Annotated in this window: 18 protein-coding genes; 11 read left to right on the top strand and 7 right to left on the bottom strand. The window is 68.8% G+C overall.

Annotation, left to right across the window (positions count from 1 at the left end; translation table 11 throughout):
• The first annotated feature begins 7 nt into the window (after nt 1–7).
• Genes DYZ02_RS08315 through DYZ02_RS08305 form a run of 3 tightly spaced genes read left to right on the top strand, consistent with a single transcriptional unit; the run spans nt 8 to nt 5,912 of the window.
• Entirely contained in the window at nt 8–3,811 is a 3,804-nt protein-coding gene (locus DYZ02_RS08315) for a Pls/PosA family non-ribosomal peptide synthetase (RefSeq protein WP_115685824.1), read from the top strand.
• Nucleotides 3,812–3,850: 39 nt separating this feature from the next.
• Entirely contained in the window at nt 3,851–5,227 is a 1,377-nt protein-coding gene (locus DYZ02_RS08310) for a TrkH family potassium uptake protein (RefSeq protein ID WP_115685823.1), read from the top strand.
• Complete coding sequence (locus tag DYZ02_RS08305) at nt 5,220–5,912, top strand: potassium channel family protein (RefSeq protein WP_115685822.1); 693 nt, start codon at nt 5,220–5,222, stop codon at nt 5,910–5,912. Before DYZ02_RS08310 ends, DYZ02_RS08305 begins: the two co-directional genes overlap by 8 nt.
• A 61-nt stretch (nt 5,913–5,973) precedes the next feature.
• Here DYZ02_RS08305 and DYZ02_RS08300 read toward each other — a convergent pair whose 3' ends face one another.
• Nucleotides 5,974–6,531 (bottom strand): TetR/AcrR family transcriptional regulator, encoded by a 558-nt coding sequence (locus DYZ02_RS08300; protein ID WP_181896936.1) that lies wholly within the window; start codon nt 6,529–6,531, stop codon nt 5,974–5,976.
• 91 nt (nt 6,532–6,622) lie between these two features.
• Here DYZ02_RS08300 and DYZ02_RS08295 point away from each other — a divergent pair, with 91 nt between their 5' ends.
• A complete protein-coding gene (locus DYZ02_RS08295; protein ID WP_245945727.1) occupies nt 6,623–7,624 on the top strand; it encodes an ABC transporter permease in 1,002 nt (333 codons plus the stop codon).
• Nucleotides 7,625–7,627: 3 nt separating this feature from the next.
• Here the strand turns inward: DYZ02_RS08295 and DYZ02_RS08290 are convergent, their stop codons facing one another.
• The 4 genes from DYZ02_RS08290 to DYZ02_RS08280 form a co-directional block, all read right to left on the bottom strand.
• The gene (locus DYZ02_RS08290; RefSeq protein WP_115685819.1) at nt 7,628–8,350 is read right to left on the bottom strand and encodes an enoyl-CoA hydratase-related protein; all 723 of its coding nucleotides are present in this window, start codon (nt 8,348–8,350) and stop codon (nt 7,628–7,630) included.
• The gene (gene ppk2 / locus DYZ02_RS08285) at nt 8,350–9,249 is read right to left on the bottom strand and encodes a polyphosphate kinase 2 (protein WP_115685818.1); all 900 of its coding nucleotides are present in this window, start codon (nt 9,247–9,249) and stop codon (nt 8,350–8,352) included. Before ppk2 ends, DYZ02_RS08290 begins: the two co-directional genes overlap by 1 nt.
• A gap of 122 nt (nt 9,250–9,371) precedes the next feature.
• Nucleotides 9,372–9,542 (bottom strand): hypothetical protein, encoded by a 171-nt coding sequence (locus DYZ02_RS11400; protein WP_181896935.1) that lies wholly within the window; start codon nt 9,540–9,542, stop codon nt 9,372–9,374.
• A gap of 51 nt (nt 9,543–9,593) precedes the next feature.
• The gene (locus DYZ02_RS08280) at nt 9,594–9,818 is read right to left on the bottom strand and encodes a hypothetical protein (protein WP_115685817.1); all 225 of its coding nucleotides are present in this window, start codon (nt 9,816–9,818) and stop codon (nt 9,594–9,596) included.
• A 490-nt stretch (nt 9,819–10,308) separates the two neighbouring features.
• Between DYZ02_RS08280 and DYZ02_RS08275 the strand changes: the two genes are divergently transcribed.
• The gene (locus tag DYZ02_RS08275; protein ID WP_115685816.1) at nt 10,309–11,379 is read left to right on the top strand and encodes a lipase family protein; all 1,071 of its coding nucleotides are present in this window, start codon (nt 10,309–10,311) and stop codon (nt 11,377–11,379) included.
• A 454-nt stretch (nt 11,380–11,833) separates the two neighbouring features.
• Here DYZ02_RS08275 and groL read toward each other — a convergent pair whose 3' ends face one another.
• Together groL and DYZ02_RS08265 are read right to left on the bottom strand one after the other, a co-directional pair.
• Nucleotides 11,834–13,471, bottom strand: a complete 1,638-nt coding sequence (gene groL / locus DYZ02_RS08270) for a chaperonin GroEL (RefSeq protein WP_115685815.1) — start codon at nt 13,469–13,471, stop codon at nt 11,834–11,836.
• 182 nt (nt 13,472–13,653) lie between these two features.
• The gene (locus DYZ02_RS08265) at nt 13,654–15,672 is read right to left on the bottom strand and encodes an OPT family oligopeptide transporter (RefSeq protein ID WP_115685814.1); all 2,019 of its coding nucleotides are present in this window, start codon (nt 15,670–15,672) and stop codon (nt 13,654–13,656) included.
• Nucleotides 15,673–15,799: 127 nt separating this feature from the next.
• Here DYZ02_RS08265 and DYZ02_RS08260 point away from each other — a divergent pair, with 127 nt between their 5' ends.
• From DYZ02_RS08260 to DYZ02_RS08235, 6 genes are all read left to right on the top strand, one after another.
• Complete coding sequence (locus tag DYZ02_RS08260; RefSeq protein ID WP_115685813.1) at nt 15,800–17,158, top strand: dipeptidase; 1,359 nt, start codon at nt 15,800–15,802, stop codon at nt 17,156–17,158.
• 343 nt (nt 17,159–17,501) lie between these two features.
• Complete coding sequence (locus DYZ02_RS11395; protein ID WP_245945725.1) at nt 17,502–18,095, top strand: acetyl-CoA acetyltransferase; 594 nt, start codon at nt 17,502–17,504, stop codon at nt 18,093–18,095.
• Between the two features lie 225 nt (nt 18,096–18,320).
• Nucleotides 18,321–21,305, top strand: a complete 2,985-nt coding sequence (locus tag DYZ02_RS08250; protein WP_115685811.1) for a Na+/H+ antiporter subunit A — start codon at nt 18,321–18,323, stop codon at nt 21,303–21,305.
• Entirely contained in the window at nt 21,306–21,800 is a 495-nt protein-coding gene (locus DYZ02_RS08245) for a Na(+)/H(+) antiporter subunit C (protein ID WP_115685810.1), read from the top strand.
• A 55-nt stretch (nt 21,801–21,855) separates the two neighbouring features.
• Complete coding sequence (locus tag DYZ02_RS08240) at nt 21,856–23,571, top strand: Na+/H+ antiporter subunit D (RefSeq protein ID WP_425451042.1); 1,716 nt, start codon at nt 21,856–21,858, stop codon at nt 23,569–23,571.
• A 2-nt stretch (nt 23,572–23,573) separates the two neighbouring features.
• A complete protein-coding gene (locus DYZ02_RS08235; RefSeq protein WP_115685808.1) occupies nt 23,574–24,083 on the top strand; it encodes a Na+/H+ antiporter subunit E in 510 nt (169 codons plus the stop codon).
• The last annotated feature ends 4 nt before the right edge of the window (nt 24,084–24,087 follow it).

Raw genomic sequence — 24,087 nt, 5'->3', positions numbered from 1 at the left:
GGGAGCCATGAGCACCACCGATAAGCTGCAACGAAGCCACCTCGCCCCTCCCCCACGCACGCTTATCGACGTCCTCACGGCCACCGCCACGGCCTACCCCGACGCCGCGGCCATCGACGACGGCGACGTCCTCACCTACGCCGAACTACTCGAGCGCGTGCGCGACGTCGCCGCCGAGCTGCACCGCCACGGCATCCGCCGCGGCGACCGCATCGGCGTGCGCATGACCTCCGGCACGCGCGAGCTCTACATCGCGATCCTGGGCACCATGTGGGCGGGCTGCGCCTACGTGCCCGTCGACGCCGACGACCCCGACGAGCGCGCCGAGATCGTCTTCGGCGAGGCTGCCATCGACGGCATCTTCACCGACGAGGGCTTCCGCTCGCTCACCCCGCCGCGCAGGGGCCACGGCGGGGACACCGAGCTGCCCCACCTCGACGACGACTGCTGGATCATCTTCACCTCCGGCTCCACGGGCACCCCGAAGGGCGTGGCCGTGACGCACCGCAGCGCCGCCGCCTTCGTCGACGCCGAGGCCCGGCTGTTCTGCCAGGACGAGCCGCTCGGCCCCGACGACCGCGTGCTAGCCGGGCTGTCGGTGGCCTTCGACGCCTCCTGCGAGGAGATGTGGCTGGCCTGGGGCCACGGCGCCTGCCTCGTGCCGGCACCGCGCTCCCTGGTGCGCTCGGGCCAGGACCTCGGCCCGTGGCTGATCCGCCGGGACATCTCCGTGGTCTCCACGGTGCCCACCCTGGCCGGGCTCTGGCCGGCCGAGGCGCTGGACAACGTGCGCCTGCTCATCGTTGGCGGCGAGGCCTGTTCGCAGGAGCTGGTGGACCGCCTGGCCACCCCCGACCGCGAGATGTGGAACACCTACGGCCCGACCGAGGCCACCGTCGTCGCCTCGGCGGCGAAGCTCGCCCCGGGCGAGCCGGTGACCATCGGCTGGGCCCTCGACGGCTGGGACCTGACCGTGCTGGAAAGCGAGCCCGGCGCGGGGGGCGAGCTGGTCATTGGCGGCGTCGGCCTGGCCCGCTACCTCGACCCGGCGAAGGACGCGGAGAAGTACGCCCCGCTGGGCGACTGGGAGCGCGCGTACCGCACGGGCGACAACGTCCGCGTCACCGACGCCGGCCTGGGCTTCATCGGCCGCGCCGACGACCAGGTCAAGATCGGCGGGCGGCGCATCGAGCTCGGCGAGGTGGAGGCCAACGTCGCCTCCCTGCCCGGCGTGTACAACTCTGCTGTGGCGGTGCAGACCACCGGCGCCGGCGACAAGGCGCTGGTCGGCTACGTCTCGCTGGACCACCCCGACGAGCCCTGGGACGTCGCCGCCGCGCGCGAGCGCCTCACCGAGTTCATGCCGGCCGCGCTCGTGCCCCGCATCCACGTCATGGAGGAGCTGCCCGTGCGCACCTCCGGCAAGGTGGACAAGAAAGCCCTGCCGTGGCCGCTGCCCGCCTCCGCGGAGGTCGAGGGCATGACCGAGACGGAGTCCTGGCTGGCGCAGGTGTGGCTGGAGGTGCTGGGCGCCCCGGTGGAGTCGCGCGACGCCGACTTCTTCGCGCTCGGCGGCTCCTCGCTGGCGGCGGCGACGCTGGTGGCGCGCCTGCGCGAGCGGGTGCCCACCATCGCGGTGCGCGACCTCTACGACCACCCCCGCCTCGAGGCCCTGGCCACGTGGATCGACGCGCTCTGCGCCCCGGCGCAGACCGCCCGGGAGCGCCACGTCACCCCGGTCGGCGCGGGCACCCGGCTGGCGCAGACCCTCATCCAGGTCCCGGCGATGACGCTGCAGGCCGCCACCTACGTCACGTGGTGGGCGATCGTGGCCAACGCGCTCGGCCTCGTGCACCTGAGCTGGGCGGCGCTCGCCGTGCTCTTCGTCGTGCTGTGCACCCCGCTGGGCCGCCTGCACGTGGGCGCGCTCGGCGTGCGGCTGATCCGCGGCCGCATCACCCCCGGCGACTACCCGCGCGGCAGCACGACCCACTTGCGTCTCTGGGCCGCGGAGCGCTGGGTGCACGCCTCGGGCGCGCTGAACATCTCCGGCTCGACGTGGGTGGCCTACTTCGCCCGCCTGCTGGGAGCGAAGGTGGGCCGCGGGGTGGACCTGCACACGCTTCCCCCGACAACGGGCCTGCTCACCCTCGGCCCGGGCGCCGCCGTGGAGCCGGAGGTGGACCTGTCGGGCTACTGGCTCGACGGCGACATCCTGCGCGTGGGCGCCGTGTCCATCGGCGAGGAGGCCCGCGTGGGCGCGCGCTCGACGCTCATGCCGGGCACGGACATCCACGCCGGTGCCCACATCGAGGCCGGCTCGACGGTCACCGGCGACAAGCCCGTGAAGAAGGGCGCGCGCTGGGCGGGCTCGCCGGCGCGCAAGGTGGGCCGCTCGAAGCACCGCTTCCCGGACCACCGCCCGGCGCGGCGCCGCCTGTGGGTGTGGGCCTACGGCCTGACCTCGCTGGCCCTGGCCGTGATGCCGGTGGCCGCGCTGGCGGTGGGCGTCGCGGTGGTGCTGGGGCTGATCCGGCTCACCGGGGGCCACCCCGCGGTCGGCGCGGTGCTTTTCGCGCCGCTGGGCGGGCTGTGCTACCTCGGGGCGTCGATAGTGTTCACGTGGCTGGGCGTGCGCGTGCTCTCGCGCGGCATCCACCCGGGGGTCGCCCCGGTGCGCTCGCGGCAGGGCTGGAAGCTGTGGACGGTCACGCGCCTGCTTGACGACGCCCGCACCCGCCTCTTCCCCCTCTACGCGGGCGCTCTGACCCCGGCGTGGCTGCGCTCGCTGGGCGCGACGGTGGGCCGCGACGTGGAGATCTCCACCGCGGTGCTGGTGCCGAAGCTGACCACGGTGAAGGACGGCGCCTTCCTGGCCGACGACACCCTGGTGGGCACCTACGAGCTGGGCCACGGCTGGGTGCGCACGGGCGAGACGACCGTGGGCAAGCGCTCCTTCGTGGGCAACTCCGGCATCACGATGCCGGGGCGCAAGCTGGCGAAGAACTCGCTGGTGGCGGTGCTGTCGTCGACGCCGAAGAAGTCGAAGGCGGGCTCGAACTGGTGGGGTTCCCCTCCGGAGCGGATGCGCCGCGTGGAGGTGGAGGCGGCCGGGGGCGAGTCCCTGACGTACAAGCCCTCGGCGAGCGTGAAGCGCAAGCGCGGCGTGATCGAGACGATGCGGCTGCTCGCTCCGATGGGCAACGCTATGCTCGTCGCGGCGTTCGTGGTGGGCGTCCACTACGCGCTGGTGGAGCTCGGTTTCTGGGCCTACGCGCTGGGCGGGCTAATCTACATGGCCTGCGGCGCGGGCGCGGTGGCGATGGCGTGCGTGGCCAAGTGGGTCTGCGTGGGCCGGCACGTGGCGGGCGAGCACCCGCTGTACAGCTGGTTCGTCTGGCTCAACGAGCTGCAGGACCAGTTCATCGAGCTGGTCGCCGCGCCGTGGTTCTTCGTCCACGCCTACGGCACGGGCGAGATGAACCTCGCGCTGCGGGCCCTCGGCGTGAAGGTGGGCCGGGGCGCGTGGGTGGATTCCTACTGGTTCCCGGAGACGGATCTGTGCGTGGTGGGCCGCGGCGCGAGCGTGGGCCCGGGCACGGTGGTGCAGACGCACCTGTTCCAGGACCGCGTGATGAGCCTGGACACCGTGACCATCGAGGAGGGTGCGACGCTCGCGGCGCACTCGGTGGCGCTGCCGGCCTCGACGATCGGGGCGGGCGCGACGGTGCGGCCGGGCTCGCTGATGATGCGCGGGGACCAGGTCCCGGCGGGCACGGTGTGGCAGGGCAACCCGATCGAACCCGTCTAGCGGTGTCGGCGGCGGCTCCGCTGGATTAAGATCCCGTCAGTGGATCATAAAACCTCTTCACGTTGGCTGGGCCCGGCCCAGCTGACGGCGGCAGGCTTCCTCGCCCTCATCCTGGGCGGGACGCTCCTGCTGTGTCTGCCGTTCGCCTCGGCCGACGGCACCATGACCGACCCGATGGCCGCGTTCTTCACGGCAACCTCCGCCACCACCCTGACCGGGCTCGTGGTGGAGGACACCGGCAGCCACTGGAGCTTGTGGGGCCAGATCATCGTGCTCTGCCTCATCCAGGCCGGCGGCCTGGGCATCATGAGCATCACCTCGCTGACGGGCATGCTCATCACGGGGCGGGTCAAGCTGCGCTCGCGCTTCTCCACCGCCGCCGAGGGCCGCCCGATCTTCCAGGGCAGCATCCGCGGCACGCTGCTGGCCACGCTGGCCCTCACGCTTTTATTCGAGACGGTCGTGGCCGTCATCGTGGGCCTGCGCTTCTACATCGGCTACGACATGACGGCGCTGCGCGCGGTGTGGGAGGGCATCTTCCACGCGATCTCCGCGTTCAACAACGCGGGCTTCGGCCTGCGCTCGGACAGCCTGATCTCCTACAACGCCGACGGCTGGATCATCCTCCCGCTGGCCGGCGCTCTCATGATCGGCGGGTTGGGCTACCCGGTGCTGTCGGAGCTTTTCCGGCGCCTGCGCGAGCGTATCGCCGGCCGACTCCGCGGCCACCCGGTGAGCACCCGCCGCCTGTCGGTGACCACCCGCATCACGCTCGCCGGCACGGCGTGCCTGGTGGTCTCCGCCACGCTTCTCATCGCGGCCCTCGAGTGGCGCGGCTTCCTCAGCGGCATGTCCACGGACGTGAGGTGGCTCAACGCCTTCTTCTGCGGCGTCACGCCCCGGACGGCCGGCTTCAACTCGGTGGACTACGCCGTCGCTCACCCGATCACGCTGATGGTCACGGACATCTACATGTTCATCGGCGGCGGCTCGGCGGGCACTGCCGGCGGCATCAAGCTGACCACGGCTGTCGTCCTGCTCGCCGCGATGTTCGCCGAGTTCCGCGGCCGCCGCGACACCACGGTGGGCCACCGCACTGTGCCGAAGTCGGTGGTGCGCCAGGCCATGACGGTCGCCGCCGCGGGCGTGTGCGCCGTGACCTTCGGCGTCGCAGCGCTGCGCATCTTCGACCCCCAGTTCACCGGCGACCAGGTCAGCTTCGAGGTCATCTCGGCGTTCGCCACCTCGGGCCTGTCCACGGGCATCACGGCGTCGCTGAGCACGCCCTCCCAGCTCGTGCTCTGCCTGCTGATGTTCCTCGGGCGCGTCGGCCCGTTCACTCTTGTGGCGGCGCTCGCCACGCGTAACGTTGTCCGCAGGTTCGACTACCCCGTAGAAAGGCCGTTCATTGGCTAACTTCCCCGGCTCGCTTCTCAAGAGCAAGCAGAAGATCGACATTCCCCCGGTCGTCGTGATCGGCCTGGGCCGCTTCGGTGGCTCGCTGGCCTACGAGCTGACCCGCTACGGCGTGGAGGTGCTCGGCATCGACGCCGACGAGCGGCTCGTGCGCGAGCACTCGGCAGGGCTTACCGACGCCGTCGTGGCCGACACCACCGACGCCGAGGCGCTGCGCCAGCTCGGAGTGGACGAGATGGAGCGCGTGGTGCTGGGCATCGGCTCGGCCCTCGAGGCGTCCATCCTCACCGCCTCCAACCTCGTGGAGCTGGGCGTGCCCGACATCTGGGCGAAGGCGGACTCGGAGTCGCACGCGCGCATCCTGCACCAGCTCGGCGTGCACCACGTGGTGCGCCCCGAGCACGACACGGGCCGCCGCGTGGCCCACCTGCTGGGCGGGCGTTTCCAGGACTTCGCCGAGCTGGCCGAGAACTACGGCATTATCAAGATGGCCCCGCCCCGGGTGCTGCTCAACGGCCCGTGCGACGCGGAGAAGCTGTGGAACAAGCACCGCGTCCAGGTGGTGTCGGTGCGCACGGGCGCCGGCAAGTGGCAGCCCTTCCACCCGGGCGACGTGCTCTCCCCCACCGACCTCATCGTCGTGGCGGGCAGCCCGGAGGATCTCGAGGCGTTCTCCCGCATTTAGAGGCTTCGCGACGCCCCCGTAATGCACACGGGGGTTACGCCACACCGCACAGCGAACGCAGCTACGGCTTCAACCCGTTGATGAAGACGTCGACAAGCCAGTTCATCTCGTCCGGGAAGAGCTTATCGGCGGGGGCTGGCAAGGGCCGCGACAGTGCGATGATCCCCAGGTGAAACTGCACCGCGGGCAGGTCGGGGGGACATAGCCCACGGGACGAGGCGGCGGTGAGCAGCGGACGGTAGATGCGCTCGAGCTCGGCGGTATTACGCTCCACTATCCCGTCCATCTCCCGCCCGGCGAAGGTGGGGAAGATCTGCTGCGCCACGACGGGCAGTGCCAGATCGACGATGGCGTGGATGGTGTCGGACCACGTGCCCGAGGGATCGGCGCTGAAACGCGGCATGTGCTCGGCGATGACGGCGTCAACGCTGGCGAGGGCGTTGCCGATGACGGCCTCGAGGAGACCGTCGCGGTCAGGGAAGTGGCGGGTGGCCGTCGCCACGCCCACCCCGGCCTCTTTCGCGATGGCGCGCATGGAGACGTCGATCCCTTCCCGCGCGAAGAGATCGCGCGCCGCGGCGACGATGGCCACCCGGTTTTCTTCCGCGTCTTTCCTCATTTTTTCCAGCATAGGTTGACAGGCGCAAAAATGAAACACTATGCTCCATTTAGTCAATCTGGAACACCGTGTTCCACCTGAAGGAGAAACCATGACCACCACGGTAAAGTCGTCGCACAACACGAAGCCGCCGAAGGAAACGGTGATGAAGGCGCTCGCCCTCACCTTCGGTATCCCCATCGTCATCGGGCTCATGCTCTGGGCCTTCCTCACCCCCACCTTCCACTCCGGCCCCTCGAATGTGCCGATCGCCATCACCGGCCCCGCCCAGGCCGTCGACCAGATCACCCAGCAGGCCGAGCAGCAGGAGGAGCACCCGGAGTTCGTCCGCGTGGATTCCTCCGAGGAGGCGCAGCGCCAGGTGCACGAGCGGGAGGCCGTGGGTGCCGTCGTGATCGACCCGCAGGGCAGCACGGTCTACACCGCCACCGGCAACGGTGCCCCCTACGTGCAAATGCTCACCGGAATGGCCGAGAAGATGCGCGCCGCCGGCCAGACCGTCGAGGTCACCGACCTCGCCCCCACCACCCAGGAGGACCCCCAGGCAACCGGCGTCAACCTGCTGGGCCTACCGCTGGCGTTCGGCGGAGTCGTCTCCGCGGCGTTGTCCACTTTCATCCTGCGTGGCCACAAGTGGCTGAAGATCGCCGCTCTGTCCGCGATCGCCCTGCTCGGAGCCGGTGTCGCCGTGTGGATGCTGCACGGCATCTACGGCACCCTCGGCGGAAACGTCTGGAAGGAGTGGCTGGGCATCGCCATGGGCATCGCCGCCACCTCCATGCTCACCGCGGGAATGGCTGCGCTGATCGGCACGGCGGGTGTCGCCATCGGCGCGATCCTAACGATCTTCGTCGCCAACCCGCTCTCAGGCTTGGCGACGGGCCCGTGGCTCCTGCCCGCCGGCTGGTCCACCCTCGGCCAGCTGATGCCGATCGGCGCGACCGGCTTCCTCATCCGCTCCCTCGCGTTCTTCGACGGCGGCGGCGCCGCCCGCCCGTGGTGGGTGCTCAGCGCGTGGATGATCGCGGGCGTTGCGATGCTCGCCTTCGACCGCTCCGAGCGTAAGAACCCGCACCCGGCCGAGGCTGCGTAGCCCCTACCGGCCGGTGAAGCGCGGGGGCCGGCCCTCCGCGCGGGCGCGGGTGCTCTCCACCAGATCGTCCGACGCGAACGCCGCGCGCACCGCTGCATCGCGCTCGTCCTCCGAATGGAGGTCGGGCGCGAACTGCTTCTTGATGCACTGCAGCGTCAGCGGCGCCTTGGACGCGGCGAGCGCCGCCAGCTCGACGGCGTCGTCCAGCCCCTCCCCCGCCAGTCCGTAACCGCAGCCCACGGCCACCTCCCGGCTGAGCGTCATCCCGGTGAGCAGCATCGCCCGGGCGAGCGACCCCCCGACGAGATCGGCGAGGGTCTCCACCGTCCAGGCATCGACGCCGATGGCCATGTCGCCCACGGGAATGCGGAAGGACGCCGCGGGGCCGAGCACGCGGATGTCGCACGCCATGCTCAGCATGAGGCCGGCGCCGATGGCGGGGCCGTTGATGAAGGCGACGACGGGGGCGGGGGAACGTCGCAAAGCTCGTGTCAGCTCGTTGAACTCGGCGAAGAAGGAACCACCGACCTTGTCCTCGCTGAGGTCCGCACCCGCACTGAACACGGATCCGGCACCGGTGAGCAAGATGGCGCGATGATTCTCCCCCGCCGCGCGGACCGCCCCGGCGAGCTCGCGGGCAAGCGCCACGCTGATGGCGTTGCGCTTCTCGTCGCGGTTGATGGTGAGCACCGCGACATCGCCACGCGTTTCGGTGGTGACGAGCATTAGTCGCCGATCTGGTCGCGGCCGCGCTTCACAATCAAGGGGTCCGGTTCCCCAACCAGCTCGTGGTCCTTGTTGGTGTACTCGAACTTGCTGAGGATGTAGCGCATCGCGTTGATGCGGGCGCGCTTCTTGTCGTTGGACTTGATGGTGATCCACGGCGACTCGTCCGTGTCCGTGTAGCGAAACTGCTCCTCCTTGGCGCGGGTGTAGTCGTCCCACTTGTCCAGGGAGGCGAGGTCCATCGGCGAGAGCTTCCACTGGCGCACCGGGTCGACCTGGCGGATGGCGAAGCGCGTGCGCTGTTCCTTCTGGGTGACGGAGAACCAGAACTTCGTCAGCGAGATGCCGGAGCCGAGGATCATGTTCTCCAGCATGGGCACCTCGCGGAGGAACTCGGCGTGCTGCGACTCGGTGCAGAAGCCCATGACGCGCTCGACGCCCGAGCGGTTGTACCAGGAGCGGTCGAAGAAGACGATCTCGCCGGCGGAGGGGAAGTGCTGGATGTAGCGCTGGAAGTACCACGAGGTGCTCTCGCGCGGCGACGGCTTCTCCAGCGCGACCGTCCGCGCGCCGCGCGGGTTGAGGTGCTCGTTGAAGCGCTTGATGGTGCCGCCCTTGCCGGCGGCGTCGCGGCCCTCAAAGATGATGATGTGGCGCTGCCCGGTGTCCTTGGTCCAGTTCTGCCACTTCAGCAGCTCGATCTGCAGCGCGCGCTTGACCTTTTCGTACTCGTCGCGGCTCATCCGCTCGTCGTAGGGGTAGTTCTCGCGCCACGTCTCGATCGGGGTGCCGTCGGCCTTCAGGAGGACGGGATCGTCCTCGTCGGAGTCATCGACCCAGTAGCCCTCGGTCTGGGCGAGGTCGAGCATCGGCATGTCGTCATCTTTGTGGTCAGCCATGCTAACAATTTTAGCGCGGACACCTGCCCTGCGCTGGGCGCGAAGGCCTTCGGGTAAGCAAGAAAAAACTCCACCCCGCGCGGGGTGGAGAAGCAATTGCGGCTTTTTCTGCGGGTGATGAGTTACGCGATCAGACCCAGGAGGGTGGAGAGACCGTCAGCGATCTGGACGAACGGACCCATGAAGTCGATGAGAGCATCGAACGGCGCGAGAGCGATAGAAGCGACGGAGGAGCCGAGGTTGAGGGCGCTGGAGCCGTCGAGGGCGTTTGCGATAGCGGAAGAAGTATCCATGATTGTCTCCTTAGAGGGAAGGTGGGGGGTGACTGAGGTGCCGAGGCGCTGTTACTCGCCAGCAGCCTCGTCGATGTTGATGAGGCCGCTGCTCAGCTCAATCTTGCTGGAGGTGCCGACAAGCTCAGCGCCAGCGTCGTCGAAGCCGGAGGAGAGGCCGACGAGCTTCGCGAAGTCATAGTCCAGGAGGCTCTGCAGGCCCCCGACGACCTTGCCCCAGCCCTTCCAGGTGTCGACGAAGTTATCGAGGTGAGTGATGATGAGATCGAGATCCATGTGAAATCCCCTTACGGATGTGGTGCCAAAAGTATGGCGATCGTGGCAGATTCTGACACCCCGCGGGGCGTCGCAAGACAAATATTGCCACAATCTCGCAAGCCGTCAACCACCTCGCGCACATGATTTTTGCAGCTTGTGAGTAAGAAAGTTAGCGAGGCCGAAGGACAGTTTGCTCAGAATCTACTTAAGGGGACGGCCACCTGCGGTTATCAAAGCGTAATACGTAAACGCCGAGTTAACGCATGGCCTCCTACCAAAGAGCAGGTAAGAATACTCGAAAATTTCAGCCGGTGTGCACAGGTCACGAAACCGCCCATATCACCCCAATTCGGGGGTGTTGGACGATTGTACTGATTCATGAGAACCTGGCGGGTTCGCTAACGAACCTCTCCCGTCGCGCGTGGCGGAAGTCTAGAGTGTGGAAAAGCCCTGTAAATAAGGATTGCAAAATTAACATTCCGGCCCGCAATTGGAGCTAAGGACCGCCATGAGCAACACCGCAGATCAGGACACCTACCTCGCCGCCGAATGGGAGGAGGTCTCCCCCGCTGACGTGCCTGCTGCCCCCACAGGCGCGGCCACCTACCGGGTGCGCTACACCGCGGAGGGGGCCCGCGGGTCTGTCCCCATGACGGGCCTTGTCACCGTGCCGGACACCGTCCGCGAGGGCACCGCCATCCTCAGTTGGGCCCACGGCACCACCGGCCTGTCCACCAAGAGCGCCCCGTCTCTCCACACCGCGGGCGACCCGATCGAGCGCTACATCACCCCCTGGACCGAGTACCTGCAGCGCTGGGTTGACGAGGGCTACATCGTCACCCAGCCCGACTACGAGGGCCTCGGCGTGGAGGAGGTCGGAGCCACCTACATGCACCGCGGTTCCCTGGCCTCCTCCATCAACCGCCTGGTCGAGGAGACCGTGGACAAGTTCGCGGCGCAGCCGTCCTGGCTCAACGTCGGCTTCAGCCAGGGCGGCTACGCCGCCCTCGCCGCCGCGGACAACCCCGCGGACGGCATGGTGGCCACCATCGCCATCGCCCCGGGCGACACCGAGCTGGTGAACAAGAACCTGCGCCTCATGGGTGTGCGCCCCGTTGACGTCGCCCGCATGCTCAGGGGCACTGCCGTGCGCTTCTTCCCCATCGTCATCGCCGGCGCACTCAACGCCTTCGAGGGCGTGCACGCCGAGGACTTCCTCAGTGAGCGCGGCGCTGAGCTCGTCGATAAGGCGGAAAAGCTCACCCTCCCCGAGCTGCGCGACGAGGTCGCCGACACCTCCGGCGGGGAGCTTTTCATTTCCAAAGCCAACACCAAACCCATGCAGGACCTGCTCGACGAGCAGCGCCTCGAGCTCATGCACCCGCAGGGCCCCGTCTTCATCGTCGCAGGCGACAAGGACACCACCATCAACCGCGAGTCGCTCAAGTCCGTGATCAAGGTGTGGGAGTCCAACGGCGCGACCGTGGAGTACCGCGAAGTGCCCGACGCTACTCACAGCGACTCCGTGCCCCTGAGCTACGACGCGCAGCAGGAGTGGCTTTCCGCCCGCGGCCACTAGGGCGCGCCTCCGGGCCATGCCGGGGGCGGAGCGGGCCCGGCCGAGACGTCGCCGGCGTTGAAGGGCAGGTGAGCGTTCCTGCCGGTGAAAGGTGGGGTTGGCCATAGAAGATCAGGCTGACAACCGAGGACGGAGCGGTCATCGCGCTGTCGACGCCGTTGAGCGCGCGGCACCGTCAAGGATGGGACCCTGGGCGGCCCTAGTTATTTAAGGGCATCTGGACGGTTGCGATATTCATGAACCGTTCGTTGTTGCTTGGCATGAACACGCCCTCGGTGTAGCCCCGAACCCCACAAGACAACCGCGAAACCGGCGCGGCAAAACGCCAGGTCACCTGTGACGCATGTGACCCCAAAAACGTCATCGCCTTGCAGCAGAACCCAGCACACAAAAAGGGGCGCCGCCCCCGCAATCCGGGAGAGGCGCCCCTTGAGGCGTCGTCAAGCAGACGCTCTTACATCATGCCCATAGACTCCGGGTCCATGCCCGCACCAGCGGAAGCCGGCTCGGGCTTGTCGGCCACGACTGCCTCGGTGGTGAGGAAGAGCGCGGCGATGGACGCGGCGTTCTGCAGCGCGGAGCGGGTGACCTTGGCCGGGTCGTTGATGCCCGCCTCCATCATGTCCACGTACTCGCCGGTGGCGGCGTTGAGGCCCTGGCCGTCGGGCAGGTTGGCAACCTTGTCGGCAACCACGCCCGGCTCGAGGCCGGCGTTCAGGGCGATCTGCTTCAGCGGGGCGGAGAGGGACTCGCGGACGATCTTCACGCCCGTGGCCTCGTCGCCGGTCAGGCCGAGGTCGTCCTCGAGCTCCTTGGCGGCCTGCAGCAGGGCGACGCCGCCGCCGGCGACGATGCCCTCCTCAACAGCTGCCTTGGCGTTGCGGACGGCGTCCTCGATGCGCAGCTTCTGCTCCTTGAGCTCCACCTCGGTGGCGGCGCCGACCTTGATCACCGCGACACCGCCGGCCAGCTTGGCCAGGCGCTCCTGCAGCTTCTCGCGGTCGTAGTCGGAGTCGGAGTGCTCGATCTCGGCGCGGATCTGCTTGACGCGGCCGTCGATCTGGGCCTGGTCGCCGGCGCCCTGGACGATGGTGGTCTCGTCCTTGGTGATGACAACCTTGCGGGCCTGGCCGAGCAGCTCGATGCCGGCGGTCTCCAGGGAGAGGCCGACCTCCTCGGAGATGACCTGGCCACCGGTGAGGATGGCCAGGTCCTGCAGCATGGCCTTGCGGCGGTCGCCGAAGCCCGGGGCCTTCACGGCGACGGACTTGAAGGTGCCGCGGATCTTGTTCACCACGAGGGTGGACAGGGCCTCGCCCTCGACGTCCTCGGCGATGATGAGCAGCGGCTTGCCGGACTGCATGACCTGCTCGAGGACCGGGACGAGCTCCTTGACGTTGGAGATCTTCGCGGAGACCAGGAGGATGTACGGGTCCTCGAGGACGGCCTCGCCGCGCTCCATGTCGGTGGCGAAGTAGGCTGAGATGAAGCCCTTGTCAAAGCGCATGCCCTCGGTGACCTCGAGGTCCACGCCGAAGGTGTTGGACTCCTCGACGGTGATGACGGATTCCTTGTTCACCGCGCCGTTGCCGACGGCGTACATGGCCTCGGCGATCTTCTTGCCAATCTCCGGGTCGGAGGCGGAGATGCCGGCGGTGGAGGCGATCTGCTCCTGGGTCTCGACCTCCTTGGCCGAGGCGAGCAGGGCCGCGGCGACCTTGTCGGTGGCGGCCTGGATGCCGCGCTTGATGCCCATCGGGTTGGAGCCAGCGGCCACGTTGCGCAGGCCCTCGCGGACCAGGGCCTGGGCCAGCACGGTGGCGGTGGTGGTGCCGTCGCCCGCGACGTCGTCAGTCTTCTTGGCTACTTCCTTGACCAGCTCGGCGCCGATCTTCTCGTAGGGGTCCTCGAGGTCGATCTCCTTGGCGATGGTCACGCCGTCGTTGGTGATGGTCGGGGCGCCCCAGGACTTCTCCAGGACGACGTTGCGGCCCTTGGGGCCGAGGGTGACCTTGACGGCGTCGGCAAGCGTGTTCAGGCCGTTTTCCAGGCTGCGGCGCGCTTCCTCATCGAATGCGATCATCTTTGCCATGTGAGTTTGTTGCTCCTCTTAGCTAGTGAGAGTTTTCATCGAGCGACGACACTCCACCGCCCCGGTCTCCCGGGGGCGGTCGTCAGCGGCTAAGCAGGCGCCCGCGACGGCACGGCTGATGAGTGGCTTCAGCCTCACCCGCTTAAAAGTATTCAGGTGTTAGCACTCCATTGCCTCGAGTGCTAGGAACCAGTTTTAGCACTCTCCCCCGCCGAGTGCAACGACGCCTCAGCGCTTGACGACGCCCGAGCAGCCGTAAACCGGTACATCCCCGCGACGATGCCCGCAAAGAGCACCACACCAAGAACGTTTGCCCAGGTCCCGCCGCCGAAGATGGCCAGCGGGCTCTCCCCGCCCGTCGCCGCGATGATGCCGGCGTTGACCACGCCGAACAGCGACTCGCCCACGATCAGGCCCGTGGCCGCCAGGGTGCCCATCCGCTTGGCGAAGTCCGGGTTGCCCCGGCCCGCCGCCCATCGGTTGTAGACGTAGCCGAGGGCGCCGCCCACCGGGATGATGATGGTCACCGTGATGGGCAGGTACATGCCCATGCCGACGGCGAGCGGCGGCAGCGAGTACTTGCCGGTCGCGCGGGTGAGGATCTCGTCGACGACGATGATCACCGCGCCGATGACCGCGCCCAGGAGGATGAGGTTCCAGTTCAGGGAGTCGTCGAAGATGCCCTTGGCCACCGAGGACATCAGCGCCGCCTGGGGAGCGGCCAGCGCGTCCGGGCCCGCGCCCTCCATGCCCTGGAAGCCAAAGCCGGTGAGCATGACCTGGAGGATCGGCGGGATCACCGCCGAGCCGAAGAGCACGCCGATGATCAGGGCCACCTGCTGCTTCCACGGCGTCGCGCCGACGAGCTGGCCCGTCTTCAGGTCCTGCAGGTTGTCGTTGGAGATGGTGGCGATGCCGAAGACGATCGCCGCGGTGAACAGCGTGTAGGCGATCAGCGAGGCCGGGTTAGCGTCCGTGCCCGCCATGATCGCCGCGATGAGCAGCGAGCAGGCCAGCACCGCGATGATGCCCACCGAGGAGATCGGCGAGTTCGACGCGCCGATCAGGCCCGCCATGTAGCCGCACACCGAGGCGATGACCAGTCCGACAACCAGGACGAACACCACGGACAGCGTGATCAGCGCGAACGTGTGCTGGTGGATGTCGGTGCCGCGCAGGAAGTCCCAGAGCAGGAAGCCGATGGGCAGCATCGAGGCGGCGATGACGCCGGCGACGACGGGGAAGGGGATGTCGCGCTCGGTGACGTCGACAAGCTCGCCGTCGTGGCGCTTGCGTGACGACGCCAACGAGGCCGCCACCCCCGAGACCACCGGGCGCGCGATCTTGACCAGCGTCCACAGCGCGGCGATGGCCATCGTGCCCACGCCGATGAAGCGGATCTCCGAGGAGAAGGTGGTGGAGACGACCTCGGCGAGGTCCGCGCCCGCCGGCAGCTGGCCCGCCGTGCGCAGCGGCAGCAGCACGATGAAGGAGATGAACACGCCCACGAGCATGGCGATACCCACCGTCAGGCCCACCAGGTGGCCCACGCCGATGAGCGCCAGGGAAAGCGACCCGCCCAGCATGGTGCCGCCGGGGCCGACGCGGAAGTAGCCCGCGACCTCGCCGGCGACCGCCTTCATGGCGGCCAGCAGGGCGTAGCCCGCCGAGGCGAGCGCGCCGACGATGATGACCCGCAGCCCCTTCGCGTTCTCCTCGTGCGCGGCGGCGGAGGTCTCGTTGTCGCTGTCGCCGACGCGCAGCACCTCGGCGGCGGCCACGCCCTCCGGGTACGGCAGGTCCGAGCCCGTGACCAGTGCGCGGCGCAGCGGGATGGAGTACATCACGCCGAGGATGCCGCCGAGGGCGCAGATCGCCGCGGTGGTCCAGAAGGGGAAGCCCGCCCAGTAGCCCACCATGACCAGGCCGGGCAGGACGAAAATGATCGCCGAGAGGGTGCCGGCGGCCGAGGCGATCGTCTGCACGATGTTGTTCTCGCGCACGTTGTGGCCCGCGAAGCGGCGCAGCACCGCCATCGAGATCACGGCGGCGGGGATGGAGGTGGCGAACGTCAGGCCCACCTTCAGGCCGAGGTAGACGTTCGCGGCGGTGAAGACGAGCGTGATGAGCCCGCCGATGATGACGCCGCGCAGCGTCAGCTCGCGCATGGACGGCTGTGCGGCGGCGGTGGTGTCAGCCATTGGGGCGACCTTCCTCATATATAGGGTGTGCCGGGAATCGGACCGAAAAAGTGTATCCCCGGGCCAGCCGTTTATATGCATCGGAGCCGATAAAACCCACGCTTAGGGCGGTGGTACGTTCGGGGCCATGACTGATCTTTCGCCGCAGCTTTCGCCCCAGCTTTCACCCCAGCGCAGCCGCATCTTCTCCGACCTGTCCGCCCTGGTCTCCTTCAACTCGCCGCACTCCACTCCCGAGCTCGCCGAGCAGCACGAGGCCGCCTGCGCCTGGGTGGTCGCCGCCCTCGAGGAGCGCGGCCTGTCCGTCACCCGCCACCCCACCGTCGACGACGCCGACACCGTCATCGCGGTCAAGGAGCCGGTGGGCGACGCCCCGACCGTGCTCCTCTACTCGCACTACGACGTCGTGCCCGCCGCCAATCCCGAGGCGTGGACCTCCGACCCCTTCCAGCTGACCGAGCGCGACGGTCGCTGGTACGGCCGCGGCGCCGCGGACTGCAAGGGCAACGTGGCCATGCACCTCGAGGCGCTGCGCCTGCTGGAGGAGCACGGCGGCACCGACCTGGGCCTCAAGGTGGTCATCGAGGGCTCCGAGGAGCTCGGCGGCCTCGACGGCCTGGTCCGCCTCATCGAGGCCGAGCCGGAGCTCTTCCGCGCCGACGCCATCCTCATCGCCGACTCCGGCAACGTCGCCGTCGGCGTCCCGACGCTGACCACCTCCCTGCGCGGCGGCGCCCAGGTCAAGGTCACCGTGGAAACCCTCGAGGGCGCCGTCCACTCCGGCAGCTTCGGCGGCGCGGCCCCCGACGCCGCCCACGCGCTGGTGCGCATCGCGGACTCGCTTTTCGACGAGCACGGCCGCACCACCATCGAAGGCGTCAACTGCCTGGAGAAGTGGGAGGGCGACGAGTACACCCGCGAGGACTTCCGCAAGGACGCCGGCGTGCTCGAGGGCGTGCAGCTGCTCGGCACCGTCGACGACGAGCCCGCCGACATGGTCTGGGCGCGGCCCGCCGTCACCATGATCGGGTTCACCTCCACCCCGGTCGCCGAGGCAGTCAACGCGGTCAACCCGCGTGCCCAGGCCCAGTTCAACCTGCGCGTGCCCGCCGGCATGGACTCCGCCTTCGTGGCGGAGAAGATGAAGGAGCACATCCTCGCCCACACCCCGTGGGGCGCGAAGGTGGAGGTGGAGATCTCTGGCGTCAACCAGCCCTTCGCCACCGACGCCGAGCGGCCCGCCGCCGCGCTGCTCGGGCAGTGCCTGCGCGAGGCTTACGGCGTCGACAACCTCTCCGTCGTGGGCTCCGGCGGCTCCATCCCGCTGACCACCACCCTGCAGGAGCAGTTCCCGGACGCCGAGATCGCCCTGTTCGGCGTGGAGGAGCCCCAGTGCGGAATCCACGGCGTCGACGAGTCCGTCGACCCCACCGAGATCGAGCGCATCGCCGTGGCCGAGGCGCTGTTCCTCCAGCGCTACTCCTAAAAAGTGGAACGCTCTTCTCGCCCGGCGGGAAAATTTTTTGGCCGGGTGAGCTGGGCGGACGTCGAAAAGCGCGGGCGAAACGCTACGAGAGTGTTGCGCGTCACGGCGCGGCGGGCTAGTGTGACGAGCATGACATCCGCATTCCTTCTCCAGGGCCTGGGCCTAGCCAAGCGGCTAGTAAAGCTACCGGGCTCGCTTAGCCGAATTCAGGTAATTCAGGCTACGCACCCCGGCCACACATAGCCGGTTCATGTGGCGCGGGGAAGTAGTCGGTAAGAAAATCAGGACTTAGAGGACCGGTCATCCCCACCCCGCTTTCGCCACAGAAGGAATCTTTGCGACCATGGCTACCACGCCTACCCACACGTCCACGTCCGACTTCACCACCTACTTCGAGTCCCAGTTCGGAACGGCGCTGCACGGCACCTCCCACACCCAGCGTCACGCCACCAAGGTCTTCCGCGACACCCGCGACCCCCTCCAGGCTCGCTACGACATCGACGCCAAGCTCCCCCGCGAGCTGCGCGAGGAAGCCGAGGGCATGGACTGGGGCCTGTTCATGGCCACCTTCGCCCCCGCCCCCACGCTCCACATCGCGCTGACCACCACCGAGCAGCTCACCTGGCTGGACAACCGCTACACCGCCGCCGTCACCGCGTTGTCCAAGACCCGCCAGCCCGAGCACACCTCCTCCCAGATCACCGCCACCGGCCCCGCCTCCGCCGTCAGCGCCATCCTCAACGCGCACGGCCGCTACGTCGAGATGCTCGCCTTCCACCAGATCGAGCTCTACGAGGCCACCGTCACCTGCGTCAAGGTCTGCCACCAGGTCGACCACGCCCGCACCGCCTGGGCCATCGGCTTCGGCCCCTCCCCCGCCCACTCCGTCGCCGCCGCCATGTCCTCCGGGGCCCAGCGCATCTACGGCAACCTCTAGGGCGCTGTACTACGCCGCGCGCGGGGGGGCTTCGCCAAAGAAAGGCCGAACCGCTAAAGTTGAAAACGTTGGCCGCGCCACGTCGGGACGCGCCTTTTATCTTGTTGAACTCAAAGCGCAAGTTATTGTGGTGTATTTTCAGCGCCCCCTGCGCCGGGTGGAACCCAGGCGGACCGAGCGCGCGGCCGCGCCCCGTGTCGCCTACGCATTAGGAGGGCCCACCACGTGTTGACGCTGCTGGCCGCGCTCATCGCCGCCACCCTCGCCGCGCCGCTCATGCTGCGCGCGCTCGGCCGGCCCGCCTTCGCCCTCCTGGCGCTCGTGCCGCTCGGCGGCTTCGTCTGGATGGTCAGTCTCTTCCGCGGCGGGGCGTTCAGCGACGGCGGCGAGATCATCGCCGCCTACGAGTGGATGCCCAGCGCCCACCTCAACCTCGAGTTCCGCCTCGACGCCCTGGCCGGGCTGTTCAGCCTGATCATCCTCGGCGTCGGCGCGCTCGTGCTGTTCTACTGCTGGGGCTACTTCGACTCCAACCCGCGGCGCCTCGCCATCTTCGGCGCCGAGCTCACCGCCTTCGCCACCGTGATGTACGGCCTGGTCATCGCGGACAGCTTCCTGCTCATGTACGTGTTCTGGGAGCTCACCTCCGTGCTGTCCTACCTCCTGGTCAGCTACTACGGGGAGCGCGCCTCGGCGCGGCGCTCCGCCATCCAGGCCCTCATGGTCACCACCTTCGGCGGGCTGGCCATGCTCGTGGGCATCATCCTCCTCGGCAGGCAGACGGGCATCTGGCGCCTCTCCGAGATCCCCCTGTTCGCGGACATCGCCGCCACCCCGGCAATCTCCGCCGCGATCGTCCTGATCATGCTCGGCGCGCTGACCAAATCGGCCCAGGCCCCGTGGCACTTCTGGCTGCCCGGCGCGATGGCCGCCCCCACCCCGGTGTCCGCCTACCTGCACGCCGCGGCGATGGTGAAGGCCGGGATCTACCTCGTCGCCCGGCTCGCCCCCGACATGGCGCCGGTGAGCACCTGGCACATCGTGGTCATCGGCACGGGGGTGTTCACCATGCTGCTCGGCGGCTGGATGGCGCTGAAGCAGTACGACCTGAAGCTTATCCTCGCCTACGGAACCGTCTCGCAGCTCGGGTTCATCACAGCGGTGATTGGCGTCGGCTCGCGCGAGGCGACGCTGGCGGGCCTCGCCCTGACCTTCGGGCACTCCCTGTTCAAGGCCGCGCTGTTCATGGTGGCCGGCGCCATCGACCACGTGACCGGGACGCGCGACATCCGGGAGCTGTCCGGCCTGGGCCGCCGCGAGCCGCTCGTCTTCGCGCTCGCCGCGATCTCCGCGGCCTCCATGGCGGGCATCCCCCCGCTGTTCGGCTTCGTGGCCAAGGAGAGCGCCCTGGATGCGGTGCTGCACGAGGAGCTGCTGGTGGGCATGCCGGGCGGGATGATGCTCGTCGGCCTGGTCGTCGGCTCGGTGCTCACCATGGCCTACTCGCTGTACTTCCTCTACGGCGCCTTCGCCACCAAGGGCGACGGCATCGTCTCCGAGGCGGTCGAGGGCATGCACCGCATCGGCGCGACGCTGTGGGCCCCGCCGCTGGTGCTCACCGCCCTGTCCGTCATCTTCGGCGTGTACCCCGCGTGGGTCTCAGAGGCGTTCAACGAGTACCTCGACGTGCGCTTCCCCGACGTGGAGGGCTCCCACCTCGCGCTGTGGCACGGCTTCACCGTGCCGCTGGCGCTGACCGGCGTGATCGTGGCTGCGGGCGCGGTCATGTTCTGGCAGCGCGACCTGGTGGCCAAGGCCCAGTTTGACCCGCCCGCGCTCGGCGACGCCGACCGCGTCTGGGACGCCCTGCTCGCCCGGCTGCGCACGTGGTCGCTCAAGCTGACGGCCTCCACCCAGCGCGGCTCCTTGACCATCAACCTCGCGGTCATCTTCCTCGTCCTCGCCGCGGTACCCCTGGCCAGCCTCGTGTTGGGCGAGTCCAACTCGATCCGCATGATCGTCTGGGACAGCCCCCTGCAGGGCATGGCCGTGGTGTTCATGGCGTTCATCGCGGTGGCCGCCACCGTGCAGAAAAACCGCCTCTCCGCCGTCATCATGGTGGGCCTGACCGGCTTCTCCGTCGCGCTCATCTTCGCCCTGCACGGGGCGCCGGACCTCGCCCTGACGCAGGTGCTGGTGGAGACGATCTCCATGGTCGTGTTCATGCTCGTGCTGCGCAAGATGCCCACCGAGATCCCGCAGCGTCGCGACGACATACGCCTGCGGGCCTGGCTCGCCATCGGCACCGGAGTCTCCGTCGTGGTCGTCGCCATGACCGCCATCTCCTCGCGCACGGCGGAGCCGATCTCCACGGCCATGCCCAGGCTCGCCCACGACATCGGCCACGGCCGCAACGCCGTCAACGTCCTGCTGGTTGACCTGCGCGCGCTGGACACCTTCGGCGAGATCTCGGTGCTGGTCATCGCCGCGACCGGTGTGGCCAGCCTCATCTTCGGCACCGGCTCCGTCGACCGCCGCTCGCGCCGCCCCGTGCTCTTGACCAACAAGCCGCGGTGGCTCGCCGCCGGGGTGGACTCGGAAACGGCGCAGAACCGCTCGATCATGGTTGACGTGGTGACCCGCCTGCTCTTCCCCGCCATGATGATGCTCTCGCTCTACTTCTTCTTCGGCGGGCACAACGCCCCCGGCGGCGGTTTCGCCGGCGGGCTCGTCGCGGCGCTGGCCTTCTCGCTGCGCTACCTCGCCGGCGGGCGCCGCGAGATCGAGGAGGCGCTGCCCGTCGACCCGGCCAAGCTCCTCGGCACCGGCCTCATCGTCTCCGGCGCCACGGCGCTCGCCCCCATGCTGTGGGGCTACCCTCCCCTGACCACCGGCTACGTCGAGCCCGAGCTGCCGCTGATCGGCCCGGTCGCGATCACGTCCGCTCTGCTTTTCGACGCCGGCGTCTACCTCATCGTCATCGGCCTGATCATGCAGATCCTCACCACCGTCGGCGCCTACCTCGACTACGAGGAGGAGGCCCGCAAGGAGCGCGCCCGCCAGCGCGCCCGCGAACTGCAAGCCAAGAACCTGCGCCGCCGCGAGGAGCAGGCCCGGCGGCGCCAAGCGCGCGCCGCGCAGCGCGAGGCGATCGCGCAGGGGGGATCGACGGCCGTTGGGGCGTCGACAAGCGAAAGGAAGGAAAGCTAGATGGAAGCGAACCTCTTCCTGCTCATCGGCGCGGGCGTGCTCGTGGCGTGCGGGGTCTACCTCATGCTCGACCGCGCCATGACACGCATGATCATGGGCATCATCCTGCTGGGCAACGGGGCGAACCTGCTGATTCTCCAAGCGGGCGGGCAGGCGGGCTCCCCGCCGATCATCGGGCGCGAGAGCGCGCTCTACGGCGAGCGCATCGCCGACCCCCTCGCCCAGGCGATGATCCTAACCGCCATCGTCATCTCGATGTCGATGACCGCATTCATGCTGGCCCTGGCCTACAGGCAGTACCGCTACCGCACCGCCGACGTCATCGAGCGCGACCAGGAGGACCAGGCCATCGCGGCGCGGCCCGCCACCGCCTCGGCCGCCCCCGACCACGACGCCTCCGACGACCCCCGCACCGGCCGCATGAACGCCTCGGGCGACAACTTCGGGCCGCGCAGCTTCGAGGAACCCGTGAAGGAGGCCGACGGTGAGCGCTAGCCTCGTCTCCTACGCCGCGTGGGCCCTGCCCGCCGCCCACATCCTCATCCCGCTGATGGTCCTGGTGCCGGCGCTGGCCGCCGCCGTGATCCTCGTCGCGGGAAAGCGCGTGCAGCTGCAGGGCGCCATCGCGTTCATCGCCCTGCTCATCCTCGCCGTCGGAGCCGCGACGCTGCTGCTCATCGCCGACATCTACGGCATTCAGACGATCCAGGTCGGGGGCTGGGACGCGCCGGTGGGCATCACGCTCGTCGCAGACCGCCTCTCCACCGTCATGCTGCTCGTCTCCTCCATCGTGCTCTTCGCCGTCATGTGGTACGGCATCTCGCAGGGGGTTCGCGACGGCGACGAGGACGACCCGGTCGCCGTCTTCCTGCCCACCTACATGCTGCTGTGCATGGGCGTGAACCTGGCGTTTCTGGCGGGCGACATGTTCAACCTCTACGTCGGCTTCGAGATCTTCCTCGTCGCCTCCTACATCCTGCTCACCCTCGGCGCCTCCCCGGGCCGCGTGCGCTCCGGCATCTCCTACGTCATGGTCTCCATGGCGTCCTCTCTGGTGTTCCTGCTCGCCCTCGCCCTGGTGTACGCCTCGGTGGGCACGGTGAACATGGCGCAGGCCGGCCTGCGGATGGAGGGCGTGCCCGAGGGCACCCGCTCCGCGATCTTCGCCACCCTTCTCGTCGCCTTCGGCATCAAGGCGGCGATCTTCCCCCTCGACGCCTGGCTGCCCGACTCCTACCCCACCGCCGCCTCCCTGGTCACCGCCGTCTTCGCGGGGCTGCTGACCAAGGTGGGCATCTACTCGATCATCCGCATGCGCTCCACCGTGTTCACCGACGGCTCCCTGGACACCATGCTCATGTGGGTCGCGCTAGCGACGATGATCGTCGGCATCATGGGCGCCCTCGCCCAAAACGACATCAAGCGCCTGCTCTCCTTCACCCTGGTCAGCCACATCGGCTACATGGTCTTCGGCGTGGCCCTGGGCACCCTCCAGGGACTGTCCGGTGCGATCTTCTACGCGGTGCACCACGTCCTGGTGCAGACGTCGCTCTTCCTCGTCGTCGGCCTGATCGAGCGCCAGGCCGGGACCTCCCAGCTGCGCCGCCTCGGCTCCCTGCTCTACTCCGCCCCGCTCATCGCGCTGCTCTACTTCATCCCCGCGCTCAACCTGGGCGGAATCCCCCCGTTCTCCGGGTTCTTGGGCAAGGTCATGCTCCTCGAGGCCGGGGCGAACGAGGGTTCCTGGCTCGCCTGGGTGCTCGTCGCCGGCGCGGTGGTCACCTCGCTGCTCACCCTCTACGTGATGATCCTCGTGTGGTCGAAGGGCTTCCTCCGCGACCGCGCCGAAGCCCCCGAGGGCGACGTGGCCGTCGCGCGCCCCTCGGCCCTCTCCGATATCAACGAGACGGTCCCCGTGGCAGAGCGTGACGACGTCGGACGCCTGCCCGCGGGCATGTTCCTGTCCACGGCCACCCTCGTCGCCGCCTCCCTGGCCATCACCGTGCTGGCCGGCCCGATCGCCGCGGTGACGGACCGGGCAGCCGAGTCGGCCGCCGACCGCACCATCTACCGCAGCGCCGTGCTTGACGCCGGGCCCGGCGCCCCCACGCGCCGCCTCGAACGGGGCGAGCCCGAGCACAGCTACGGCGGCCGCGACGCCATCGCCGCGCGCCGAGACGCCGGCGGCAGCTCCGAGCCCGTCACCACCGGCGTGACCACCTTCGCCGTGCCCGCGCCCATCGACAACGAGGGGAAGGGGAACTGAGCATGGACGGACTGAAGAACCGCTTCCGCCCCACCTTCGTCGTCGTCCTCGCCCTCATGTGGATCCTCATGCAGGGGGAGATGACATGGGGCAACGCGCTGGCGGGCCTGACTCTCGGCACGCTCGTCGTGGTCCTGCTGCCGCTGCCGCCCGTCCCGCGCAGCGGCTACAAGGTGCACTGGGGCAGGCTCGCCCGCTTCCTCGTCGTGTGGTTCGGCGACCTCCTCGTCGCTTCGGCGAAGGTGGCGTGGCTCGCACTGCGCCGCCAACCCCCGCCCCGCAGCGCCATCCTCCGGGTGCCGATGCGCGTGCCCAACGAGCTGGTGCTCTACCTCGCCACCTGCGCCTACAACCTGCAGCCGGGCGGGTCGGTAGCCGACATCGACATCGCCAACCGCGAGTGGACCATCCACGTCCTCGACGCCGACAGCGACGAGGACATCCAGCGCGAGATCGCCCAGGTGGCGAAGCTGGAGCGGCAAATGATAGACATCTTCGAAAGCAGGAGCTAGCCCC

This window comes from Corynebacterium senegalense (genome assembly GCF_900411315.1).
GTDB lineage: Bacteria > Actinomycetota > Actinomycetes > Mycobacteriales > Mycobacteriaceae > Corynebacterium > Corynebacterium senegalense.
Note: the sequence above shows the minus strand (reverse complement) of the source record. Positions and strands in the feature narration are given on the sequence as shown.

What these genes read in the sequence shown, in the direction of transcription:
- DYZ02_RS08315 (WP_115685824.1), top strand. Translation starts at nt 8, where the DNA reads ATGAGCACCACCGATAAGCTGCAACGAAGCCACCTCGCCCCTCCCCCA.
- DYZ02_RS08300 (WP_181896936.1), bottom strand. Translation starts at nt 6,531, where the DNA reads ATGAGGAAAGACGCGGAAGAAAACCGGGTGGCCATCGTCGCCGCGGCG.
- DYZ02_RS08295 (WP_245945727.1), top strand. Translation starts at nt 6,623, where the DNA reads ATGACCACCACGGTAAAGTCGTCGCACAACACGAAGCCGCCGAAGGAA.
- DYZ02_RS08290 (WP_115685819.1), bottom strand. Translation starts at nt 8,350, where the DNA reads ATGCTCGTCACCACCGAAACGCGTGGCGATGTCGCGGTGCTCACCATC.
- ppk2 (WP_115685818.1), bottom strand. Translation starts at nt 9,249, where the DNA reads ATGGCTGACCACAAAGATGACGACATGCCGATGCTCGACCTCGCCCAG.
- DYZ02_RS11400 (WP_181896935.1), bottom strand. Translation starts at nt 9,542, where the DNA reads ATGGATACTTCTTCCGCTATCGCAAACGCCCTCGACGGCTCCAGCGCC.
- DYZ02_RS08280 (WP_115685817.1), bottom strand. Translation starts at nt 9,818, where the DNA reads ATGGATCTCGATCTCATCATCACTCACCTCGATAACTTCGTCGACACC.
- DYZ02_RS08275 (WP_115685816.1), top strand. Translation starts at nt 10,309, where the DNA reads ATGAGCAACACCGCAGATCAGGACACCTACCTCGCCGCCGAATGGGAG.
- groL (WP_115685815.1), bottom strand. Translation starts at nt 13,471, where the DNA reads ATGGCAAAGATGATCGCATTCGATGAGGAAGCGCGCCGCAGCCTGGAA.
- DYZ02_RS08265 (WP_115685814.1), bottom strand. Translation starts at nt 15,672, where the DNA reads ATGGCTGACACCACCGCCGCCGCACAGCCGTCCATGCGCGAGCTGACG.
- DYZ02_RS08260 (WP_115685813.1), top strand. Translation starts at nt 15,800, where the DNA reads ATGACTGATCTTTCGCCGCAGCTTTCGCCCCAGCTTTCACCCCAGCGC.
- DYZ02_RS11395 (WP_245945725.1), top strand. Translation starts at nt 17,502, where the DNA reads ATGGCTACCACGCCTACCCACACGTCCACGTCCGACTTCACCACCTAC.
- DYZ02_RS08245 (WP_115685810.1), top strand. Translation starts at nt 21,306, where the DNA reads ATGGAAGCGAACCTCTTCCTGCTCATCGGCGCGGGCGTGCTCGTGGCG.
- DYZ02_RS08240 (WP_425451042.1), top strand. Translation starts at nt 21,856, where the DNA reads ATGGTCCTGGTGCCGGCGCTGGCCGCCGCCGTGATCCTCGTCGCGGGA.
- DYZ02_RS08235 (WP_115685808.1), top strand. Translation starts at nt 23,574, where the DNA reads ATGGACGGACTGAAGAACCGCTTCCGCCCCACCTTCGTCGTCGTCCTC.